Below are 20,767 nucleotides of genomic sequence, written 5' to 3'. Positions count from 1 at the left end.
CCGACTTCTCGTACTCACGCTATTAACTGGCCACAAGCCCCCGGTGAGACGAACACAAAATGCACCAGAATTTTGATTTTAGTTAAAGGCAAACCCCTATGACGATTCAACAAGTCGATGTCCTCCTCGTTGGTGGCGGCGTCATGAGTGCCACATTAGGTACGTTACTGAAGCGCCTGGATCCATCTCTGACCATGGCTATGGTCGAACGTCTTGATCATGTTGCCCATGAAAGTACTGATGGCTGGAATAATGCCGGTACCGGCCACGCCGGATATTGTGAACTGAACTACACCCCGCAGGGTGACAACGGCGTTGAAATCAATCGTGCTTTAACCATTAACGCCAACTTTGAAATCTCATTGCAGCTGTGGACAACTCTGGTTGGCGATGGCGGCCTGCCGGAGCCTTCTAACTTTATCAATACCACGCCTCACCTGAGTTTTGTTTGGGGTGAAGATAATGTTGCTTTCCTGCGCGAACGCTTTGAAAAACTGAGTGCCCACCACTTATTTAAAGACATGGAATTCAGCGATGATCCAGCGGTATTAAGTGAGTGGATGCCACTGGTGATGGAAGGTCGTGACCCATCCGAGAAAGTAGCCGCTACCCGCGTACACTATGGTTCTGACGTTGATTTTGGTTCACTGACCCGCAATCTGGTTGAGCAACTGAAACAGTCTGAGAACTTCGAGCTGATTCTTAACCACGAAGTCGACAGCTTTAAAAAGCTTGGCTCCGATGATGAAGGTCTGGGCTGGCACGTGGAACTGGAAGATCGTAGCGGTGGCCCTTGTCGCGAAATTGAAGCTAAGTTTGTATTCCTGGGCGCCGGTGGTGGTGCTTTACCACTGCTGCAGGCATCTGGCATTCCGGAAGCCGATGGTTATGGTGGTTTCCCGGTGAGCGGCCAGTGGCTGGTGTGTAAAGATCCGGAAATCGTCAAACAGCACCACGCCAAGGTATACGGTAAAGCCGCTATTGGTGCGCCGCCGATGTCAGTACCTCATCTGGATACTCGTATTATTAACGGCGAACCGGCCCTGTTATTTGGCCCATTTGCCGGCTTCACCATGCGCTTTTTGAAGAAGGGCTCGAAGCTGGATCTGTTAAAGTCTGTCAGCCCAAGCAACCTGCTGCCAATGATGTCGGTTGGCATCAATAACATGGATCTGACCAAGTACCTGATCAACGAAGTGCGTCAGTCTCACGGTGAGCGTGTTGCTTCGCTGCGCGATTACTTCCCATCCTGTAAAGATGAAGACTGGACACTGGCACAAGCAGGCCAGCGAGTGCAGATCATCAAAAAAGATGCCGAAGGTAAAGGTAAGCTGGAATTTGGTACCGAGCTGGTTGCTTGTAAAGATGGCTCCATTGCCGCTTTATTAGGTGCGTCACCGGGTGCATCGGTGGCGGCACAAGCCATGATTGAAGTTCTGGAAACCTGCTTTGCCGAAAAAATGGAGCAAGGCTGGGGCGAAGAGTTGAAGAAACTGATCCCATCCTATGGCCAGTCTCTGGTTGAAAACGGTGAGCTGTTGGCCGAAGTTCGCACCAAGACGCTAAGCACACTAAAGCTGGGCTGATTTTCTTTCCGGTTTTCTTATAGCCTGTTACTTCCCTATTGAAGGCTAAAAGTGCAGGCTAAAAAGTAAATCGCATCTTAATATAAGATGCGATTTACCATTCCTTCCTCTCCTATTAGCGCTCTCTGCACTCCCTACTAGCGACTCTCTTTTTGCCTTAACGATTTAATCGATCCTCAATCAGCATATCGACCACCGACGGATCCGCTAATGTGGATGTATCACCTAGGGCATCGTGCTCATTGGCCGCAATTTTACGCAAGATACGACGCATAATTTTACCCGAGCGGGTTTTCGGCAAGCCGGTGGTGATCTGAACCAGGTCCGGAGTCGCCAGCGGGCCTATTTCCTGTCGCACCCATTGGCGTAGCTCCTGAGCCAAAGCCTCCGAAGCCTGTTCACCGGCATTTAACGTGACATACACATAGATACCCTGACCTTTAATTTCATGCGGGTATCCCACCACTGCCGCTTCAGCCACCTTATGATGAGACACCAGCGCACTTTCAACTTCGGCGGTGCCCATACGGTGGCCGGAAACATTGATGACATCATCCACCCGACCGGTAATCCAGTAATAACCGTCTTCATCACGGCGGGCACCATCACCGGTAAAATACATACCACGAAAGGTCGAGAAGTAGGTTTGCACAAAGCGTTCATGGTCGCCGTATACCGTACGGGATTGACCCGGCCAGCTATCGACCATCACCAGATTGCCTTCAGCGGCACCATCCAGTAACTGACCAGCACCATCCACTAAGGCTGGCTGCACACCAAAAAACGGGCGCGTGGCCGACCCCGGCTTCATATCCGTTGCCCCAGGCAATGGCGTAATCATGATGCCGCCGGTTTCGGTTTGCCACCAGGTATCCACTACCGGACAGCGCTCTTCTCCGACGGTGCGGTAATACCACTCCCAGGCTTCCGGGTTGATCGGCTCTCCCACCGAGCCCAGTAAGCGCAGCGATTCACGATGCGTTGATTCGATGGCCGCAGCGCCTTCCGCCATCAGAGAACGAATGGCTGTGGGCGCGGTATAAAGCACATTCACCTGATGCTTATCGATAATCTGTGACACCCGATTAACAGACGGATAATTGGGTACTCCTTCACACATCAGTGTGATTGCCCCATTCGCCAGCGGCCCATACAGCAGATAGGTATGGCCGGTAATCCAGCCCACGTCGGCGGTACACCAGTACACATCACCATCGTGGTAATCAAACACATATTGATGGGTAATGGATGCCCACACCATATAGCCACCAGTGGTATGAACCACCCCTTTGGGTTTACCGGTGGAGCCGGAGGTGTAGAGAATAAACAGAGGGTCTTCGGCGTTCATTTCTTCCGCCGGACAATCGGGCGATGCCATGGCCACCAGATCCTCATACCAGACATCCCGCTCAGCATGCCACGCCACATCCGCCGCAGTACGCTTCACCACAATCACCTTTATCTGACTACTAACCACCGGGTTGGTTAACGCCTCATCGACGTTGGCTTTTAATGGCACAACACGGCCACCACGAACCCCTTCATCGGCAGTAATCACCAGCTTGGCATGGCTATCCTGAATTCGTCCGGCCAAGGCATCCGGAGAAAAGCCGCCAAAAACCACCGAATGAATGGCACCAATTCGGGCACAAGCCAACATAGCAACGGCCGCTTCCGGCACCATCGGCATATAAATACACACCACATCACCGCGCTGTATTCCCTGGCCCTTCAGGGCGTTAGCAAAACGGCAAACCTGTTCATGCAGCTCGTTATAGGTGATGTGTTTATCCTGATCCGGCTCATCGCCTTCCCAGATAATGGCGGTCTGATCACCACGTTGTGGCAAGTGACGATCAAGGCAGTTGACTGAGGCATTGAGAGTGCCGTCTTCAAACCAGCGGATATCCACATTGTGATTGTCAAACGATACGTTACGGACCTGGGTAAAAGGTTGCATCCAGTCAATCCGTTGTGTGGCTTGCTCACGCCAGAAACTGTCTGGATTCAGCACCGATTGCTGATACATTTGCTGGTAGGTTTCGTTATTGATCCAGGCTGAATCGGCGTACCCGGGTTTTACCGGATAGACATGTTGTGCACTCATGGCATCGTCCCCTGTCGGTTGCAGTCGTGCTTAAAAACACACTGCTGTCGTTATTGTTGTTATTGATGTAGATCATCCTTTAATCCTTACAACATTAAACAATGGTCTAGTATTAGTACAGACACATTATCCCGGACAAAACGTCAGGCTAATGTCCTGTGACAAACGACAACAGAGAGCAACAATGCGCAAGACCCCTATCCTGCTGCTGAGCGCTGCCCTGCCGATGGCAGTTAATGCAGCCAATATCGATTTTTCTTACGGTGGTTATATCAAACTGGATGCTATGTTCAGCGAATATTCAGACGGAGATCTGGCATCCAATAATGGTTTGCGTGATTTTTATATTCCATCTCAGATTCCAACCAATAACGAAGGCGAAAGCAGCAACAGCGTTGATTTTAATGCGAAGTCTTCGCGCTTTAATTTTAAAACCGTTACCGAATTAGATAATGGTGAAACGGTTACCACATTTGTTGAGATGGACTTTCTGACCTCTCCGGGCGGCAATGAGGTGGTATCTAACTCCTACAACCCACGTTTGCGCCATGCATTTATTAAAACCGGCAACTGGACCTTTGGTCAGACCTGGTCGACCTTTATGAATGTCGGAGCGCTACCAGAAACCGTGGATTTTCTTGGTGTTAGTGACGGTACCGTATTTAACCGTCAATCTCAGATTCGTTACACCCACAATAACTTCCAGTTTTCTTTAGAGAACCCGGAAACCACCGTTGTGGTTAACGACAAGGTCGAAACAACCGACGACAACACACTGCCTGACATCGTGGCTCGCTATAATATGAGCACCGGTAAGCATGCCTTCAGCGTGGCTGCCATCGCTCGTCAGTTGTCGATTCAGGATACCGAAAACGACCTTGATGAAAGCACAGCCGGTTTTGGTATCAGCTTCTCAGGCAAAATTGCTTTGGGTGCTGACGATCTTAAATTTGCTGTTAACCAGGGTAATATCGGACGATACGTTGGCCTGGCTGCCGCCGCCGATGCCGTGTTAACCGATGGTGATCTGGAAGCTACCGATGTAACGGCCGCCTTTGTTGCCTACCGTCATTTCTGGAGTCCTCAGGTACGCAGTACCCTTGCGTATTCCCTGCTAGACGCTGACTACGATGCCGATAATGTGAGTGATACCGAATCGGCCAGCAGTGTTCGTCTGAACCTGATGTACTCTCCGGCCAAAGAGCTGACTTATGGTGTTGAGCTAACCCAAGCCACTCATGAGCTGGATACCGGGGTGGAAGGCGACCTGACCCGGGTTCATTTCACCACTAAATATACCTTCTGAAGCAACGGCAACAACTTCTGAAACGTCTTCAGGCGTTAATAAACAGCGGCTCCGGCCGCTGTTTTTGTTTTAAGCTGGTTAAGGACGACAAAATACCATCACAAAAATCCTGAAAATCTCAGGTTACAGCAGAGTAAAATCTTCCAAATTTACACCCCGACAACATTTCTTACAGAATTTAACATATCTTTTAATCATGACATTCTGTGGCACTCCAGTGACAAATTTGGTCACATTTCTATAGAAAAATCCCACCTGACCCGCTTTGTCGTTGCCATTATCGAACCAACTTCCCGTCTGACGCAGTTTTATTACCCTCTGCGCACCAATTTAAATAGATACTTAAAATCAATAACTTACAAAAGCCATCAACTAAGATTAAAGAACTGACGTTAGATTGACTGACTAATGCCATCTACTTACTATCACAAGTTACGTTCTACAACATTTTTATAACAAACGCTAAAAATAAAACGATAGTACAGGATATTTATCAGGTGGCGATAGTCAGTGTTATCAGCAACAAGGTCGTATCGACAGCGCTGACGCAGTCCAAGCGTCTTGTCTGCGCTGCTGCCTGTTTATTACTGATATCAATGTCTCTGCATGCCCGTGAAGACATCCTGTTACGAGAAAGTTTTGCCGGTAATTTATCGTTTGAAACCACCGGAAACAGCTTACGGGATGAGAACGACGAGTGCTCGGTACTCAATAGTTCAACAGCAACCATCCGCTTACCGGCTAACAGTGTTATCCAAAAAGCGTCTCTGTATTGGTCCGGTTCCGGCACTACCGTTGATTCAGCCGTTACATTTTCCGGCACTCCGGTTACCGCTTCCGTCACCTACACCGAAACCTTTGTTAATGGCGCTGAGTCATTTGATTTCTTCAGCGCGAAGGCCGATGTCACCTCATTGGTCTCCAATGCAACAAGCCGCAGCTACAGCGTCAGTGACCTCAGCTTTGATGGAACAGGGCTGTACTGCCAACGCCAGGCGGCTTACGGCGGCTGGGCATTGGTTATTGTTTATGAAAATGCGGCTGAGCCATTACGTGTTATTAATATATTCGATGGATTCCAGAGTTTTCGCGGTCAAAGCATCACTCTGGTGCCCAATAACTTTGTTATTGGTAACCCAAACAACGGCGGCAAACATGCCCACATTACCTGGGAAGGAGATCAGGCGAACTCCACTAACCTTGGCGCTTTTTCAGAAACATTAACGTTTAATAATAATGTGTTGTCGCACGGTAACGACAACCCGGCGAATAACCAATTCAACTCGGTTACCAGAAACACGCTGGCAAATTCTCCGAGAAATACCAGTGGCGTCGATATTGACGTGTATGAAATTGGCCGTTTTCTTTCCGCCGGTGCAACATCCGTCAGTACAACCTACTCATCTGGCGGTGACCTAGTTTTACTATCAGCAGAAATTATCAGTGTTCCTAATACAGAAGTGGCCGACCTTTCCTTCGCAACATTATCCGGCAGCTCGGCATTTAAAAACAGCACAGCCAGCATTGATCTGAGCATTAATAATAACGGCCCGAATAACAGCCAGGCCAATACAGAAATTCGTTTTCCGTTACCTGCCGATACCCGCTTAAATTCTTTCTCAGGTGATAACTGGCAATGCAACACTGCCAGCAATGAAGTTCTGTGCGTCTATGCTCCAGTTATTAACAATGATCAGCAAAGCACTGCATTACAAATTATTCTGGATACCGGCCAGGCAACGCCTTCCGGTGATAACACGTTTGCCGTTTCAATAACGAATGCTCAGTTTGATAATATTCAGGCAAACAATTCAGCCAATACAAACATTCGGATTGATGATATTGATCTGAGCCAGTCTCAGAAAAGCGTCCTCGATTTAAATGGTGGCAATGTTGAAGCTGGCGACGTACTGAGATACACCTTCACAATCCGCGAAGCCTCAGGTAAAGCGGTTGATAATTTAATACTGGAAGACACCTTTCCGGATTTATATCGGGAAATTGCGGTGGTACGCCGCCCGAATGGAAGTACCCGCTCTAATAACAATCAACTCCCACGCCTGACGGTATCCAACATTACTCTGGCAGCAGCAACTACCGCAAGGGTTATTGTCGATGTGGTTATCAGAGATGATATTCCGGCCGGAACTCTGATTGAAAATAGCGCCATTTTAAAGCGTGATTCCAGTGAGCAGGTAATTACAGCACCGACATTAACCGTCAGCGAACGATTTCTGGTCACTGAAACAGGCAACAAGCCGCTTTATCTATATAAAAGCAATCTGATGTCTCGCCTTCCGCCTTCAGGCGATAGTGCATTGGGCGAGCTGGCAATGGCCAGAAGTACTGAATATCGCTGGAATATCACACCGGTGTTACAACAGGATTTATTATTATCGCCAACCGCTGGCGGTGTGGTCGTTAAACTCAGAGTACAGCATCGTGCCGGGCGACAAGGTTCTTTGGGACAGATTCGCCGTAATCATGAATTATCTTTTCGTCTGGAAAAAGAAGACGGCTCTGTTATTGCTTCTGCTACCCGTGGCCGGGTTTTCCCCAGAAATAATGATGTCGTCGTTTATGAATACCATATTCCTTATGAACAAACTGCACCATCTCAGGATGCCTTAACTATTCCGGCAGGCAGCACTCTGCAATTAGTGATGTCTCAAAACCTTCTGAACGTGCCGGAAAATAATAATATTACGGATAATGTATTCCTGTTTTTTGCCAACAATCTTGATACGTCACAGGTCATTCTTCCGGTTGTTAATACCATTAACATTGAAAATATTCAGTTTTATGACAAGCCCTTCAGCGATGATTCACGTCAGTTAATTGTCCATACAAACCTGAACCGTCCGGTTTATATTAATGCGTTGGTGAGCGACCCATTTGGTAGTTTTGATATTACTTCAGCCGCTGTCAGCATTCATGATGCCGCCGATGAACAAATACTGGCAGCAACGGCCATGGTACAAGTCGCGGATTCTCAGGCAGCCGAAAAAACTTACGAATACGCCTACCCTATTCCTGCACTGATTGATAACCCAGGTGACTGGAACATAACGGTAACAGCCAGAGAAGGCCTGGAAAATACCGTAACAGATCAGCAACAGCAGATTCTTGAAGTCCGTCAGATATTACCGGATATCCGTCTGACTAAATCTTCTTTTGTGCTAAATGATCCCATTAATGGCACAGACAATCCGAAAGCGATTCCCGGCTCCGAGGTTGTTTATCAATTAAAAATCACCAATACCGGTGCTGGTCGCCCGGATAGTGACACCTTGAGTATCGACGAGGAAGTACCGGCCGGGCTGCCATTATTTGTTGGTGATTTTGTCAATGCCAGCCCTGTCAGCTTTATTCAGGGAACAACACCAAACGACAGTGGCATCAGCTTTAACTTTTCCTCTTTGTCAGCCACAGACGATGACCTTGCATTTTCACAAAACGGTGGCGCCGATGGCTTCACTTACACCCCGGTACCGGATGCTAATGGCTACGACAGTAAGGTAACTCATATCCGGTTTATGCCCAAAGGCGAATTAAAAGCGGCTGATATTGCAGCAGGCAGTCAGCCGGAATTCCGGATTCAATACAAAGTTAAGGTTCAATAAGGAGAACACCTATGAAGAACCTGTTTAAAACGGCTCTGATAACGGCTGGATTATTGGTGGGCAATACAGCCTTCGCCGGTACCGCTGCCGGTGTCGATATTACCAATACCGCCGTTGCGACTTATGATGGCGGTACGGTTTCTGCGTCCGCTGTCGTGCAGGTGCAGGAGGTTATTGATGTAGCGTTAAGTACCTCATCCCCTCAACGTTCAGTGACAGCCGGAGATACCAATCAGACTCTGCCTTTCACCGTGCAAAATACCGGTAATGGTACTGAAACTTTTAAGGTGAGTTACGTTAATAGTGGCGATATTTCATCTGAGAATATTTCAATTTTTGTCGATTTAAATAATAACGGCGTGATTGATACCAACGAAGTCAGTATCTCTGGTGACACCATCACTCTGGATCGTGATGAAACCGTTGGCCTGATTATTAAAGCCGATATTCCTGCCAGTGCCAGCGCTGATGATTTATCAATATTTGCCTTAACCGTTTCCTCCATTACTGAAGCCAGCGGCGTGGTTGCCGGTACTGCTGCACCAGGCACATTACTGGCCGGACAAGGTACCGGGACTGCCGATGCTGTTGTTGGCGAAAATGCCAGCCAGACACGCAATGCCCAGTTCCGTATCGGTGTGCGTGTTGATCCGGTCACCATCACTAAAACCGTCGCAAGCAGCCTGGACCCGTTTGGCGGCAATACCAATATTCCCGGTACTCAAGTGACCTACAACATCCGTGTTGTGGTGGACACCTCATCCGGCCCGGTTAACAACCTGATTATTACCGATGAAATCCCAGCGGATATGACTTACACACCGAATAGCCTGTCATTAAATAACAGTGGCCAGACTGATGCTGATGACGCTGCGGATAACAGCAAAGTCAGCGCTAACCTGGTGACGGTTGAACTTGGCAATATCGTTTCAAGCAGCACCTTCACTATTCAATTAACAGCCGAAATTAAATAAGGAATAACCATGCGATTATTTTTTCTGACCTTATTGATGCTGCCGATGCTGGCATCCGCTCAGGTCACCCTCACAACCGAAGCGTACAAAATTATTGTTCAGACCAATGACGATGGAACTGTTTCTGAAGAATGGGTAACCGTTGAAGAAGTTGTTCCCGGCGACAAAGTGGGTTACCGGATTTCTTATAAAAACACCGGCACTCAGGACGCAACTGGCGTCGTCATCAACAACCCGGTTCCGGACAATACTGTTTATGTGGCAAACAGTGCAGCAGGCACTGGCAGCCAAATTACTTATTCCGTTGACGCGGGCAACAACTTTGCCCGCTCAGCTGAATTAATCGTTGAAAAAAACGGTTTAAAAAGCAAAGCCCGCGCTGACGATATCACCCACATCCGCTGGACGCTGCCTGAAGCAGTAGCGCCTCAGGCAAGTGGTTCGGTGGAATTTCAGGTGCGTGTGAAATAACAACTCTAGGAGACAATAACGATGAATTTTAAAAATCTCGTCGCACCGGTCGTCTTCGGTGCGTTAAGTTTAGCGGTTGCAGATGCCTATGCCGATAATACCGAGGCAGGTGTAACCATTCAGAATACTGCAACCTTAACCTATGACGTTAATACAGTGGCACAAACGCCGGTAACAGCAGTCGATAATGTGTTAGTTGATGCTAAAGTCGACCTCACATTAGAAAGAACCGATAACACACCAAGCACGACCGCTGCCGGCGACCTGATCGATTTAGGTGGTGTTGAATACTATGTTATTGGCGAATTTAAATTAAAAAATACCGGCAACGCCGATTCTTATTTTACATTTTCAGCTACTAATAATACCGATGATCAGGCAATTATTGCTGCAGTAACCGGTAACAATAAAAACACTGCAAATGGCGATAGCGACTTTGCTTTTTTTATTGAAGATGGCACCAACAGCAGTGGACTGGATAGCAGCGATACCGCACTTTCCGGATTAGCGAACAATGAATTAAAACTGGCAAAAGATTTATCATCGGATCAGATTATTTATGTCGTTGCTAATGCCGCATCTGTTCAGGGTAGCGATGAAGACTTATTCGGTGTTGATCTGACAGCACGAGTATCGGCGGTTGATTTCCTGAGAACAGATGGCAGCACAGCGGATCGTACCGAAGTCACCAGCCATAATGGTACAGCAACAGCTAACGGCCGTATTTTCTCCTTTGTTTTCGCAGATGCCGGTAACGATGCACAACAAACTGCTGCGGACCTGCTGAAAGCATCATTCCCAGATCTGGGCAATGGTGATGGCGGCCCGAATCCGAATGATGGCAACTTTACTAAAACATCCGTTGTTATTTCTGACCCTATTAATACCGCGCTTGCAGGTGGAGCAGCAAATCCGGATGCCAAAGCCATTCCGGGTGCTGTTGTGGAATACACCATTACCATTAAAAACACCGGTTCAGCCGACGCAGGTAATGTTGTTATCACAGATCCGATTCCTGCCAATACCACATTTATTGCCAACACTATTCAGGCATTCCAGGCAGACGGCAGCACTGCGTTAGCTGGCGCTACCCTGAACTTTGATGCTGGCAATAATGAAGTCGTGGTAGGTTTGGGCACTCTGGATGGCGGCACGGCCGCTGAACAAGAGACCAACATTATTAAATTCCGTGTAACCATTGATTAAAGCGGATTTAATATCGTGTTCTCTGCGCCTCTCACTCATCTTACTCGTATTACTCAAGCCGGAGCTGTGATGCTCCGCGCTTTAGTGTGTGCGTGTTTGATTATGTGGGTGGCGGCAGGCTCAACATCGGTATTGGCGATCACTCCCGTTAATACCGAAATTACCAATACCGCCCGCGCAAACTACAGTATCGCCGGGCTGGCCAGTGAACAAATGGCTTCTGCATCATTGGTTACCGAGAACGTTAATCCCGGCCCAATTGCGCCTTCGGCAGCAGATATTGAAATTAAACATTTTAATCCCACTAATCGCAGTGGCACGACAACCACGATTAATGGCAGTGCGTGCGCAACGAGTGCTAACGCTGACAATTTTATCGATCAAACCGTATTTACCGAATTAACCGGCAACCAACATAATCTACCGGGCAGTTATTCTTTATCGAATACACAATTTGGTTTTAAAGTGGGCGAGCCTCTGTTTATTCAGGTAACTGAAGCCGATAAAAACCTGAACCCGGTTCGCCAGGACAGCGTGACCGTCACTGTCAGTAATACCCAGGGAAATGATCTGGAAACCATTCGGCTAGTTGAAACCGGCGATAACACCGGCACTTTTGTTGGTGTGCTACAAACCCGGTTAACCAATCCGGTGAATTACGATTGTGCCCTGACTCTGGGCCGTAATGACCAACTGGAAGTCACTTACACCGATATTAACGACAATACCGATACCGTTAGTGCTCAAACCCGGTTTGATCCTTTCAGCCGGATTTTTAATGCTCAAACCGGTGAAACGATTGATGGCGTTAAAGTCACCTTAATTGATGTGGAAACCGGCTTACCGGCGCAACAAAAAGTGCTGGACGATAATGGTACGTCTTGTTTCCAGAATGCTTTTGTCAGTGGTCAGGGTCCGGTTGATGCCATCGAAGGTGAACCTTCTTGCCCTACTCTGATTTCAGCTGCAGCGCTGACCGCCTTTGCAGAAGAAGATAATGCTATTCCTTCCGGCTCTTTCCGCTTCCCTTATATAAAATCCGGCACTTATCAACTGCAGTTTGAAGCCCCGGCAGAATTACGTGTACCTTCTAATATCAGTGATGAAAAACTGGCGTTACTGCAATCCGGTGATGATAACCCGTTTCGGGTAAGCAAAATTTCACGTGGCGAACCTTTTACGGTTGAACAAAATGTATTTATTGCCGATGTGCCAGTGGATATTCGTCAGGGCGGTGCATTGGTCACTAAAAGCGCCAGCAAAAATGAAGTTGGCTTAGGCGACTTCCTGCAATACACCATTACCGTGCGCAATAGTGAAATTGAGCTGGCAGATGCATTATTAACCGATCAGCTACCAACAGGATTACGCTATCAAAGAGGTTCTGCCCGTTTAAATAATGAACCCATGGCAGACCCGGAGATTCAAAACAATGGCACCTTATTAAATTTTTCTTTGGGTAATATCGCTGAACAAGACAGTGTAACCCTCACCTATGTTGCCCAGGTCACGCCGCAGGCCAAAGACGAATTAATTAATACTGCCTGGCTAACTGATAACAGCACTAACATCAGCAATATTGCTAAAGCGACGGTATTGGTGCGTGACGATTTCTTTAAAGATAATGCTCGTTTATTTGGCCGGGTTTATCTTGATGATTGCCAGGGTAATTTAGACGCCGAAGCCGTACCTAATGTACGCTTGTATATGGAAGACGGCACCTATGTGGTTACCGATGAAGCCGGTGAATGGCATATCGAAGATGTGCGCCCGGGCACTCACGTTGTGCAACTGGATACTGCAACCATTCCACCTTATATGGAAGTCATTGCCTGTGATGAAAGAGGCTTCCATGCCGGCCGGGCTTATTCACAATTTGTTGATGTACAACCCGGTTCTTTCTGGCGCGTGGACTTTGCTTTAAAAGTTAAAGAGCCGCAAAAAGGTGAAGTACGCCAGCGTTTATCTCAACAGCTGGTGCCACTGGCCACGCGTCCGGATGAACCTGTCACTTACCGCTCCCCTGTTGAAGAAAAAATTCAGTACACGCTGAATATTGATGGCTCTGGTTTGGCTGTCTTTAATCTGAGTGAAATGATTGCCCTGCCAGAAGGCGTGGCTTATGAACCCGGTAGCACCACACTGGATAATATTCCGTGGGAAGATCCCAATATCCGTTACGGCACTTTAATTTATAATCTTGGCGATAAGCCTGCCGATTGGCAGCATCAGTTACGTTTTAGTGCAGTTATCACCGATAAAGCAAACAGTGGTGCGTTAACCGCCAAAGCCGTTTTCCGCTTTAATGTTAAAAATAAAGCAACTCAACAAATTAAACCGGTATCCACTACGGCTCAGCTGCAGTTGCTGCCTGACGGCGGTATTATTAAACCCATTACACCACCAAAATTTGCCAACTTCTCTGCTGATTTAACCGAGCAGGATAAACTCAATCTGACGTCTGTAATTAATCGTCTCGACGGCTTACGGAATCTCAAAGTTGAGGTGATTGGTCATACCGACAGCACCCCGATTGCTCGTCGTAATCGTCATATTTATGCCGACAACCAACAACTGTCTGAAGCTCGCGCTCAGTCTGTTGCACGTTATATTGCTGCGCAACTGGGTATTTCCCAGCAGCAGGTTATTTTCAGTGGTAAAGGTGCTCAGCAGCCGGTTGCTTCAAATGCGTCGCGTCAGGGTCGGGCATTAAACCGTCGGGTTGAGGTTAAAATTCTGTCGGGTGAAGCGGATATTTATATAGAAAGCGGTACTCCCGAATTTCAGGCCGTGGCCATTGAAGCCAACATCCCCGGCTTTCTCAGCGAATTACCAGCAACAGCAGCGGGTAATCCAGCAGCTCTACCGGCTGAGCCATTAATTCCGGAATTTGATGATGAATGGTTTAAAACCGCAGCAGATGAACCACAGTGGGTATGGCCACCGTTAGACCGCAGCCCAAGCATTGGCTCGGTGAAAATTGCTATTTCACATCATAAAAACCATCGCGTTAAATTATTGCTCGACAACCAACCAGTCAGCGCACTGAATTTTGATGGCAATGCTAAAAGTGCCCAACGTGATTTATCCGTCAGTCTGTGGCGTGGTGTAGATATTGAACCCGGCCCCAACCACTTTAACGTGATAATTCTCAATCAAGAGGGAGACATCGTTACTGAATTTGAAAGGATTGTTCAGTACGCTCAGGAGCCCGCCAAAGCGGAATTAGTAGAACAACAAAGCCATGCCGTGGCTGACGGTATTACCCCGCCAACTATCGCTGTGCGTTTAACGGATAAAGACGGTTATCCGATTCGTGCTGATGTTCAGGGTGAACTGGAATTATTAGCGCCTTATCAGCTGTATGATGAAATTGCCGATATCGAAACCAATCCATTAGGTCGGATTGCCACACCGCGTTATCGCGTAGGCGCTGATGGTATTGCCATGATTCAACTGGCCCCCACCAGTGTATCCGGTGAAGCGGTATTACGTTTTCGTCATAACAATGGTCAGGAAGACGAGTTACGTATCTGGTTAAAAGCACCACAACGCGACTGGATTCTGGTTGGCCTCGGGGATTTAACCGTTGGTTATAACGCCAGTGGCGGTAACGATGCCGGACTGGATTCAGCGGACGTTGACGATAATATTTATCACGATGGTCGCCTGGCTTTCTTCGCTCAGGGCCAAATATATGGCGAGTGGTTAATGACCGCTGCTTACGATTCTGGCAAACCCGAAGCCGAGGCATTTGCCCGTACCATTGAGCCTGATCGTTATTACACGTTATACGGTGATGCCAGCCAGCAACGCCTTGATGCCAGCTCGGCCAGAAAACTCTACATTAAAGTTGAGCGGGATCGTTTCTATACCGTATTCGGTGATATTAATACCGAATTAACCGTTACCGAACTGGGCCGCTACAGCCGCCAAATGACCGGTATTCAAAGTGCTTATCAAGGCGAGACGGTTGAATTTTCAGCCTTTGTGGCCGAAACCGATAACGGCTTTGCCCGCGACGAAATTCAGGGCGATGGTACATCCGGTTTGTATCGTTTATCGAATCAGCTGATTGTTGAAAGCAGTGAAAATATTCAACTGGAAGTACGTGATCGTTTCCGCAGTGAAATTATTATTTCACGCCGTGAATTACAACGTGATAGCGATTATGTGATTGATTATCAGGACGGTACCATTTATTTCAAAGAGCCGATCCTCAGCACTGATGATAACTTTAATCCACAATTTATTATTGCCGAGTACGATGTCGACCGGGGTGCTGACTTAGGCCATGTTGGTGGCGGCCGTGTTGGCGTAAAATTATTGGATGATAACCTGAAAGCCGGTGTCACCGCTGTGGTACAAAATCAGGCCGGTGATGACCGGGAATTACAGGCAACGGATGTTAGCTGGAAACATAACAACACCGAAATTAAAGCAGAAATTGCCCGCAGTGAAAAAATCGTTGAGGGCAGCAATGAAGCTGGCAAAGCACATTTATTAGAAGTTACCCAACGTACGGACACCATCGAAGCTAAAGCCTATATTCGTCGTCAGGAAGAACATTTTGGTATTGATCAAACCTCAGCCGGTGAAACCGATCAACGGAAAACCGGCGTTGAAGGTACCTGGTATCTGTCTGACCGTGACCGCATCACCTTAGAAACCTTCCATCACTATCGTTTAAGTAACGGCGATGATCGTTATCAAACACAATTAGACTGGATTCATCGTCTTAACAGCGATCAGCAGTTCTCTCTGGGTGCGATAACCTCGGCAGAAGAAAACGAAGGTGAAAACCTGTACAGCGATCAATTAACGGCAGGTTTCAGTAACCGCTTTATGAACGATCGCCTGACCGTTAACGCGCAATTACTTGCGCGTATTTCTGAGCGCAGTGACGCTGACGATCAGGTTCGCCTGGGAGCTGATTACCGCATTAATAATGACTACAGTATTTTTGCTGAACACGAATTTGGCTTTGATAAAAATGCACCTCAGCGCACTATCATGGGCATGCGTGCAACGCCTTGGAGTGGCGGTAAAGTTCAGCAGTCGATTGAGCAGGTTGAACAAGACGATGCCTATCGTTTATTTAGTGTGTCGGGTTTAAGTCAGGACTTTAATATCACCGATAAATGGAGCATCAGCGCTGGTTTTGATCAGGCAAAAAATCTGGAAAGTAATGCGCCAACAGAAGCAGGCCAGAACAGCGAAGATTTTTACGCCATTTATGGCGGTACCGCTTACCGTAGCGAAAAGTGGCAATGGAATAATCGACTCGAATACCGTGACGGTACTGATAACGACAAATGGGCAGTGCGTTCCAGTGTTTTCCACCCACTCAGTGATGCACTGGCAACCGGTGGCAGCCTGGATTACTTTACCGAAGAAGGCCGCGAGTCTTACAGCAACCAGCTTGATGCCCGCTTCGATTTAGCCATCCGTCCGCGTAAAGACCCTTATGCGTTATTGCTGCAAACCCGCTGGGTGCAGGAAGCCGATGGTGGTGAAGGCACACCAAACCGCAGCCGCCGGTTAATTAATAATGTCCATGGCAACTGGTTAATAACCAAACAAGATCAGTTGGCAATGCAATACGGTATTAAGCGCGTGCTGGACCAGTACAACAGTGAAGACTACCACTCCACCATTGATTTTATGGCAGCAGAGTGGCGTCATCATATTAACAGCCGTTGGGACGTTGGCGCTCATGGCCGCCGCTTACATGGCTACAATACCGATCAGACGGAACAAGGCTACGGCGTATCGGTGGGTTGGATTCCGAAAACTAACGTCTGGTTAGGCGTCGGTTATAACTTCAGCGGCTTTGTTGACGACGATTTCTCTGCCGCCAATTACACCGCCCAGGGCATGTACCTGAAAATGCGCTTTAAAGCCGACCAGGATACCTTGGCTACCCTGCGTACAGCGTTCCAGTAGTCACGGCTTTATCCTCTCAATGATTGACCATTGTGTCGTATCCATGAACAATACCAGAGCCTGTTAAGGCTATAACAAACAATAATAATCTCACTCATGGATACCGGTGTATGACCACACCCTCACTGTTAATTAACACCAATGGACAACCCAGCTACGGTGTATTTCCTCACAGTATTGAACGCATTAACTATATGGATTTTGACTTGCGCACCCCAATGGATCGCAAGTTAGGTAATCTGGCCAAGCGTATTAAATTTAACCAATTTCAGTTTATTGGTTTAATCAGCCCGGAGCTGATTGTTGGGATCGCCATTGTTGATCTGAAAATTGCCAGTAACTGTTTTGTCTATTTATACGAACCAAAAAGCCAGCAATTTGATGAGTTTTCTTTTATTCAACCACTAGCGATGCGAACCCAGATTGACCCTTTACCAAACGATGGTCAGGCCTGCTTTCATAAAGGAAAGAACCGGGTCTGCTTCAAAGCTGACTCGCAAACCGGCACTCGTGAGGTACAGGTTCGCCTGGCAAAAGGCATCAGCATTAATGCCACCCTTGATGAAAACAACAACTACAACCCACTGGCAGTCTGCAGCCGTGCGGGTTATCAGGGCTGGGTTTTTACTCAGAAGAGCAATGCGCTGAATTGTAAGGGCCAGGTACAGTGGAAAAATAAGACCTACGATCTTGAAAGCATACAGGCATTAGCCTCGGTCGACTGGAGCTGTGGCTTTATGCGCCGTGAAACTTTCTGGAACTGGGGTAGCCTATCCTGCACTCTCAGGGATGGCAGGCGCTTAGGCTTTAATCTTGCGGCCGGGGTTAATGAGACTGGTACCAGTGAAAATGCCTTATGGCTGAATGGTAAACTCATTAAAGTCGATATGGTCGACTTCCAGTTTGATCGCTACCAACCCAATACTCCCTGGGAAATGCACTCTAACGACGGCATCATTCAATTACGGTTTGAACCTAAAGGTCAACGTAAAGAAAAGATGAACGCATTAATTGCCGCTTCAAATTTTACCCAGCATTTTGGTCAGTATTATGGTGAAATTCATCTGCCAGATGAAATCATTACGCTCAATGGCGAATGGGGCTTTTGTGAAGATCACTATGCTAAGTGGTAGTGGCTTTTGTATAGCTAAAACCTGATATCAAAACAGGAAGCTTTCTTCTTATCAGATCAATACGCCAGACCAGCCCTGAACTAATACACCTTATTTATCAGGGCTTGTTAAGGCAATATATTAAAAACTGAGAAATCAGATTGATTTCTTCTTTTCTTTCATCTTATATAAACGCTTATCAGCAATCTGAATGAATTGAGAAAGGTCAAAGCTGGTAATTCCAGCAAACGGTTTGACATGATATCCATTGGAGATACATACATGAACTCCATTACTAAGAGGAGTTATCAACAAATCCTCTCGCAGTCTTCTTAGATAAACATCAACATCATTTTCTTCGAGAACAGGAATAGCAATCAAAAATTCATCGCCTCCTATTCTCGCAACTATATCTGACTCTCTTGATATTCGCTTAATTGATTTGGCAACGGAAATTATTGCTTCATCACCAACAGCATAACCATATCTATCATTAATTAACTTAAGCTCATCTATATCTATGACTATAATTGCAATATATTTCTCGGAGCGTTTTCCTATATAAAAATGATGCTGCGCTAAAACTTTGAACCCTCGTCGATTGTACAAGCCCGTTAAATCATCTGTTAATGATAGCTCACTTGCATGCTCAAGCTTTCTTAATAACTGCAAGTCCATTTCAACAATTATTTTCAACTCTTTAATCAGATCGGCATGTTCTTTATTATTAGTTGCAGCTGAATGGTCAAGGATAAAAATTGCTCCAAACTCTGTTCGATCCGGGTTCAATACAGGAAGTCCAATATAAGTATCAAAACCATCTTCTACAACGCCTGGGTCTTTCTGCCACTCTTTATGAAGTTCTATATTACTTTCTGTTAACCGCCTGCACTTCCCCACAATCCTCTTACAAAAAATATTTTTATCATAGGAGATAAAACAGCCTGTCTCAGGCTGATTTTCTGAGCTCGACGCGACAATTTCATAACCGTTCTGATGATACCGAACAATAAAGCCATCCCTAGCTGACAATGAACTCATCATCAATACAACCAAGTGCTGCCACTTAGCATAAGTTCTTTTATTTGCTTCTACATCTTCCATAGATATACCCATAAAAATTAAGCAGTCTTTAAAGTTGGCAGCAAATACAGACGCTAACGTTAAGATTCAATAATAGATTGGTTTTTTACATAGGCAAAGATTATAGAACTGCCATCAGCGCTCAAATCAAGCAACAGAACTATATATCATCTTTCATCAAGCAGTATTCAAACGAATTCATATGCACAAAAATACGAATAGCATGCACAAAAATACGAAAACCATACCCAATACTACGGAATCCTTCACGAGTTCTTGTTACCAAACTACATTTAGATATACTCCGAAAAATAGGATGGAGTTTTTTAAGAATGATCAAAGAGCTACTCGAAAAAAAGATTACCCAGGAAGGGATTAACACCACAGGAATGGATGAGGTAATACTGGTTAAATTATCAGAACCAGTAGCTCGAACAAATACGATGCTACCACCGGGACTTTGTCTGGTCGGCCAGGGTGAGAAGCATATCTATGCCGGTGAAGAATCTTATGTTTATAACAAAGATAAATTTCTCTTGGGAACAATCAAGCTGCCGGTATACGCTGAACTAAAATACGCCAGTAAAGAAAAACCATACCTTGGCATGGTGATACTTTTAAATCCAAACATAATAAGTGAATTATTAATTGAATTCGATCAACTTGAAAAACATAAAGAAAATAAGCCTGACGGTCTGATTACCAATATTGAAGCGTCAAAAGAGCTTTATGACCTAATAGCCCGACTAATCAGCATTATAGGGAATCCTCAGGATGAAAAAATATTAGGCCCTCAGTATTTGCGAGAAATTTACTATTACCTATTAAAAAGTACTGCTGGGCCATACATGAGAAATTGTGTAGCACAACATTCAAAAGCGCACCAGCTCGCACCTATTATACATTTTTTAGAAAATAATATTCTTGAAGACATTTCCATCGAAGATTTGGTGTCTCGTTTTCAAATAAGTCCATCGTCACTACACGAAGGCTTCAAGAAAGCTACAACGCTTCCGCCCATGCAGTATTTAAAGAGATTACGTCTGAATAATTCGCATCAGCTTCTTATGTATGGAGCGAGTGTTAAAAGTGCGGCTGCTGAGTCTGGCTATAGAAGTGTTGCTCAGTTTAGTCGTGAATTTAAACGGTTGTTCGGTGTGTCTCCCCGTGACGTAAAGTCTGTTGATGAATAAAAAACAGAGGTCTTGGAGCCACAGCCAGTTTGATTTCAGCTTGCAACAACTACCCTTTCATCTATAAAGAAAAGGTGGTTCGTAGTATTGCAGTCGAAAGGGGTGACCAGTGTCTAATTAGAAAACTCTAATAGACAAATTTCTTATAAGGAGAAAACAT

11 protein-coding genes are annotated in these 20,767 nt (G+C 46.4%); 9 read left to right on the top strand and 2 right to left on the bottom strand.

What is annotated here, in order from left to right; all coding sequences use genetic code 11:
- Positions 1 to 98 precede the first annotated feature (98 nt).
- Positions 99 to 1,586: a malate dehydrogenase (quinone) gene (gene mqo, locus ACO05E_RS13120; protein WP_419813391.1), complete on the top strand. Its 1,488-nt coding sequence runs from the start codon at positions 99 to 101 to the stop codon at positions 1,584 to 1,586.
- A gap of 157 nt (positions 1,587 to 1,743) precedes the next feature.
- On the opposite strand, the gene acs is transcribed toward mqo, so the two are convergent.
- Positions 1,744 to 3,693, bottom strand: a complete 1,950-nt coding sequence (gene acs, locus ACO05E_RS13115; RefSeq protein ID WP_419813390.1) for an acetate--CoA ligase — start codon at positions 3,691 to 3,693, stop codon at positions 1,744 to 1,746.
- 184 nt (positions 3,694 to 3,877) lie between these two features.
- Between acs and ACO05E_RS13110 the strand changes: the two genes are divergently transcribed.
- From ACO05E_RS13110 to ACO05E_RS13080, 7 genes are all read left to right on the top strand, one after another.
- Entirely contained in the window at positions 3,878 to 4,999 is a 1,122-nt protein-coding gene (locus tag ACO05E_RS13110) for a DcaP family trimeric outer membrane transporter (protein WP_419813389.1), read from the top strand.
- 497 nt (positions 5,000 to 5,496) lie between these two features.
- Complete coding sequence (locus tag ACO05E_RS13105; protein ID WP_419813388.1) at positions 5,497 to 8,622, top strand: hypothetical protein; 3,126 nt, start codon at positions 5,497 to 5,499, stop codon at positions 8,620 to 8,622.
- Positions 8,623 to 8,633: 11 nt separating this feature from the next.
- Complete coding sequence (locus tag ACO05E_RS13100) at positions 8,634 to 9,596, top strand: isopeptide-forming domain-containing fimbrial protein (RefSeq protein ID WP_419813387.1); 963 nt, start codon at positions 8,634 to 8,636, stop codon at positions 9,594 to 9,596.
- A gap of 9 nt (positions 9,597 to 9,605) precedes the next feature.
- A complete protein-coding gene (locus ACO05E_RS13095) occupies positions 9,606 to 10,067 on the top strand; it encodes a hypothetical protein (protein WP_419813386.1) in 462 nt (153 codons plus the stop codon).
- Positions 10,068 to 10,088: 21 nt separating this feature from the next.
- The gene (locus tag ACO05E_RS13090) at positions 10,089 to 11,273 is read left to right on the top strand and encodes a hypothetical protein (RefSeq protein ID WP_419813385.1); all 1,185 of its coding nucleotides are present in this window, start codon (positions 10,089 to 10,091) and stop codon (positions 11,271 to 11,273) included.
- A 69-nt stretch (positions 11,274 to 11,342) separates the two neighbouring features.
- Positions 11,343 to 17,219 carry an OmpA family protein gene (locus ACO05E_RS13085; protein ID WP_419813384.1) on the top strand — a complete coding sequence of 1,959 codons (5,877 nt, stop codon included), beginning with the start codon at positions 11,343 to 11,345 and terminating at the stop codon, positions 17,217 to 17,219.
- Positions 17,220 to 17,329: 110 nt separating this feature from the next.
- The gene (locus tag ACO05E_RS13080) at positions 17,330 to 18,352 is read left to right on the top strand and encodes a DUF2804 domain-containing protein (RefSeq protein ID WP_419813383.1); all 1,023 of its coding nucleotides are present in this window, start codon (positions 17,330 to 17,332) and stop codon (positions 18,350 to 18,352) included.
- A gap of 135 nt (positions 18,353 to 18,487) precedes the next feature.
- Here the strand turns inward: ACO05E_RS13080 and ACO05E_RS13075 are convergent, their stop codons facing one another.
- The gene (locus ACO05E_RS13075) at positions 18,488 to 19,435 is read right to left on the bottom strand and encodes a GGDEF domain-containing protein (protein WP_419813382.1); all 948 of its coding nucleotides are present in this window, start codon (positions 19,433 to 19,435) and stop codon (positions 18,488 to 18,490) included.
- Between the two features lie 311 nt (positions 19,436 to 19,746).
- Between ACO05E_RS13075 and ACO05E_RS13070 the strand changes: the two genes are divergently transcribed.
- The gene (locus ACO05E_RS13070) at positions 19,747 to 20,607 is read left to right on the top strand and encodes an AraC family transcriptional regulator (protein ID WP_419813381.1); all 861 of its coding nucleotides are present in this window, start codon (positions 19,747 to 19,749) and stop codon (positions 20,605 to 20,607) included.
- Positions 20,608 to 20,767: the final 160 nt, after the last annotated feature.

It is taken from the genome of Bacterioplanoides sp. (assembly GCF_965226395.1).
GTDB lineage: Bacteria > Pseudomonadota > Gammaproteobacteria > Pseudomonadales > Oceanobacteraceae > Bacterioplanoides.
Note: the sequence above shows the minus strand (reverse complement) of the source record. Positions and strands in the feature narration are given on the sequence as shown.

Coding starts and splice junctions, on each gene's coding strand:
- mqo (WP_419813391.1), top strand. CDS start 99: ATGACGATTCAACAAGTCGATGTCCTCCTCGTTGGTGGCGGCGTCATG.
- acs (WP_419813390.1), bottom strand. CDS start 3,693: ATGAGTGCACAACATGTCTATCCGGTAAAACCCGGGTACGCCGATTCA.
- ACO05E_RS13110 (WP_419813389.1), top strand. CDS start 3,878: ATGCGCAAGACCCCTATCCTGCTGCTGAGCGCTGCCCTGCCGATGGCA.
- ACO05E_RS13100 (WP_419813387.1), top strand. CDS start 8,634: ATGAAGAACCTGTTTAAAACGGCTCTGATAACGGCTGGATTATTGGTG.
- ACO05E_RS13095 (WP_419813386.1), top strand. CDS start 9,606: ATGCGATTATTTTTTCTGACCTTATTGATGCTGCCGATGCTGGCATCC.
- ACO05E_RS13090 (WP_419813385.1), top strand. CDS start 10,089: ATGAATTTTAAAAATCTCGTCGCACCGGTCGTCTTCGGTGCGTTAAGT.
- ACO05E_RS13085 (WP_419813384.1), top strand. CDS start 11,343: ATGCTCCGCGCTTTAGTGTGTGCGTGTTTGATTATGTGGGTGGCGGCA.
- ACO05E_RS13080 (WP_419813383.1), top strand. CDS start 17,330: ATGACCACACCCTCACTGTTAATTAACACCAATGGACAACCCAGCTAC.
- ACO05E_RS13075 (WP_419813382.1), bottom strand. CDS start 19,435: ATGGAAGATGTAGAAGCAAATAAAAGAACTTATGCTAAGTGGCAGCAC.
- ACO05E_RS13070 (WP_419813381.1), top strand. CDS start 19,747: ATGATCAAAGAGCTACTCGAAAAAAAGATTACCCAGGAAGGGATTAAC.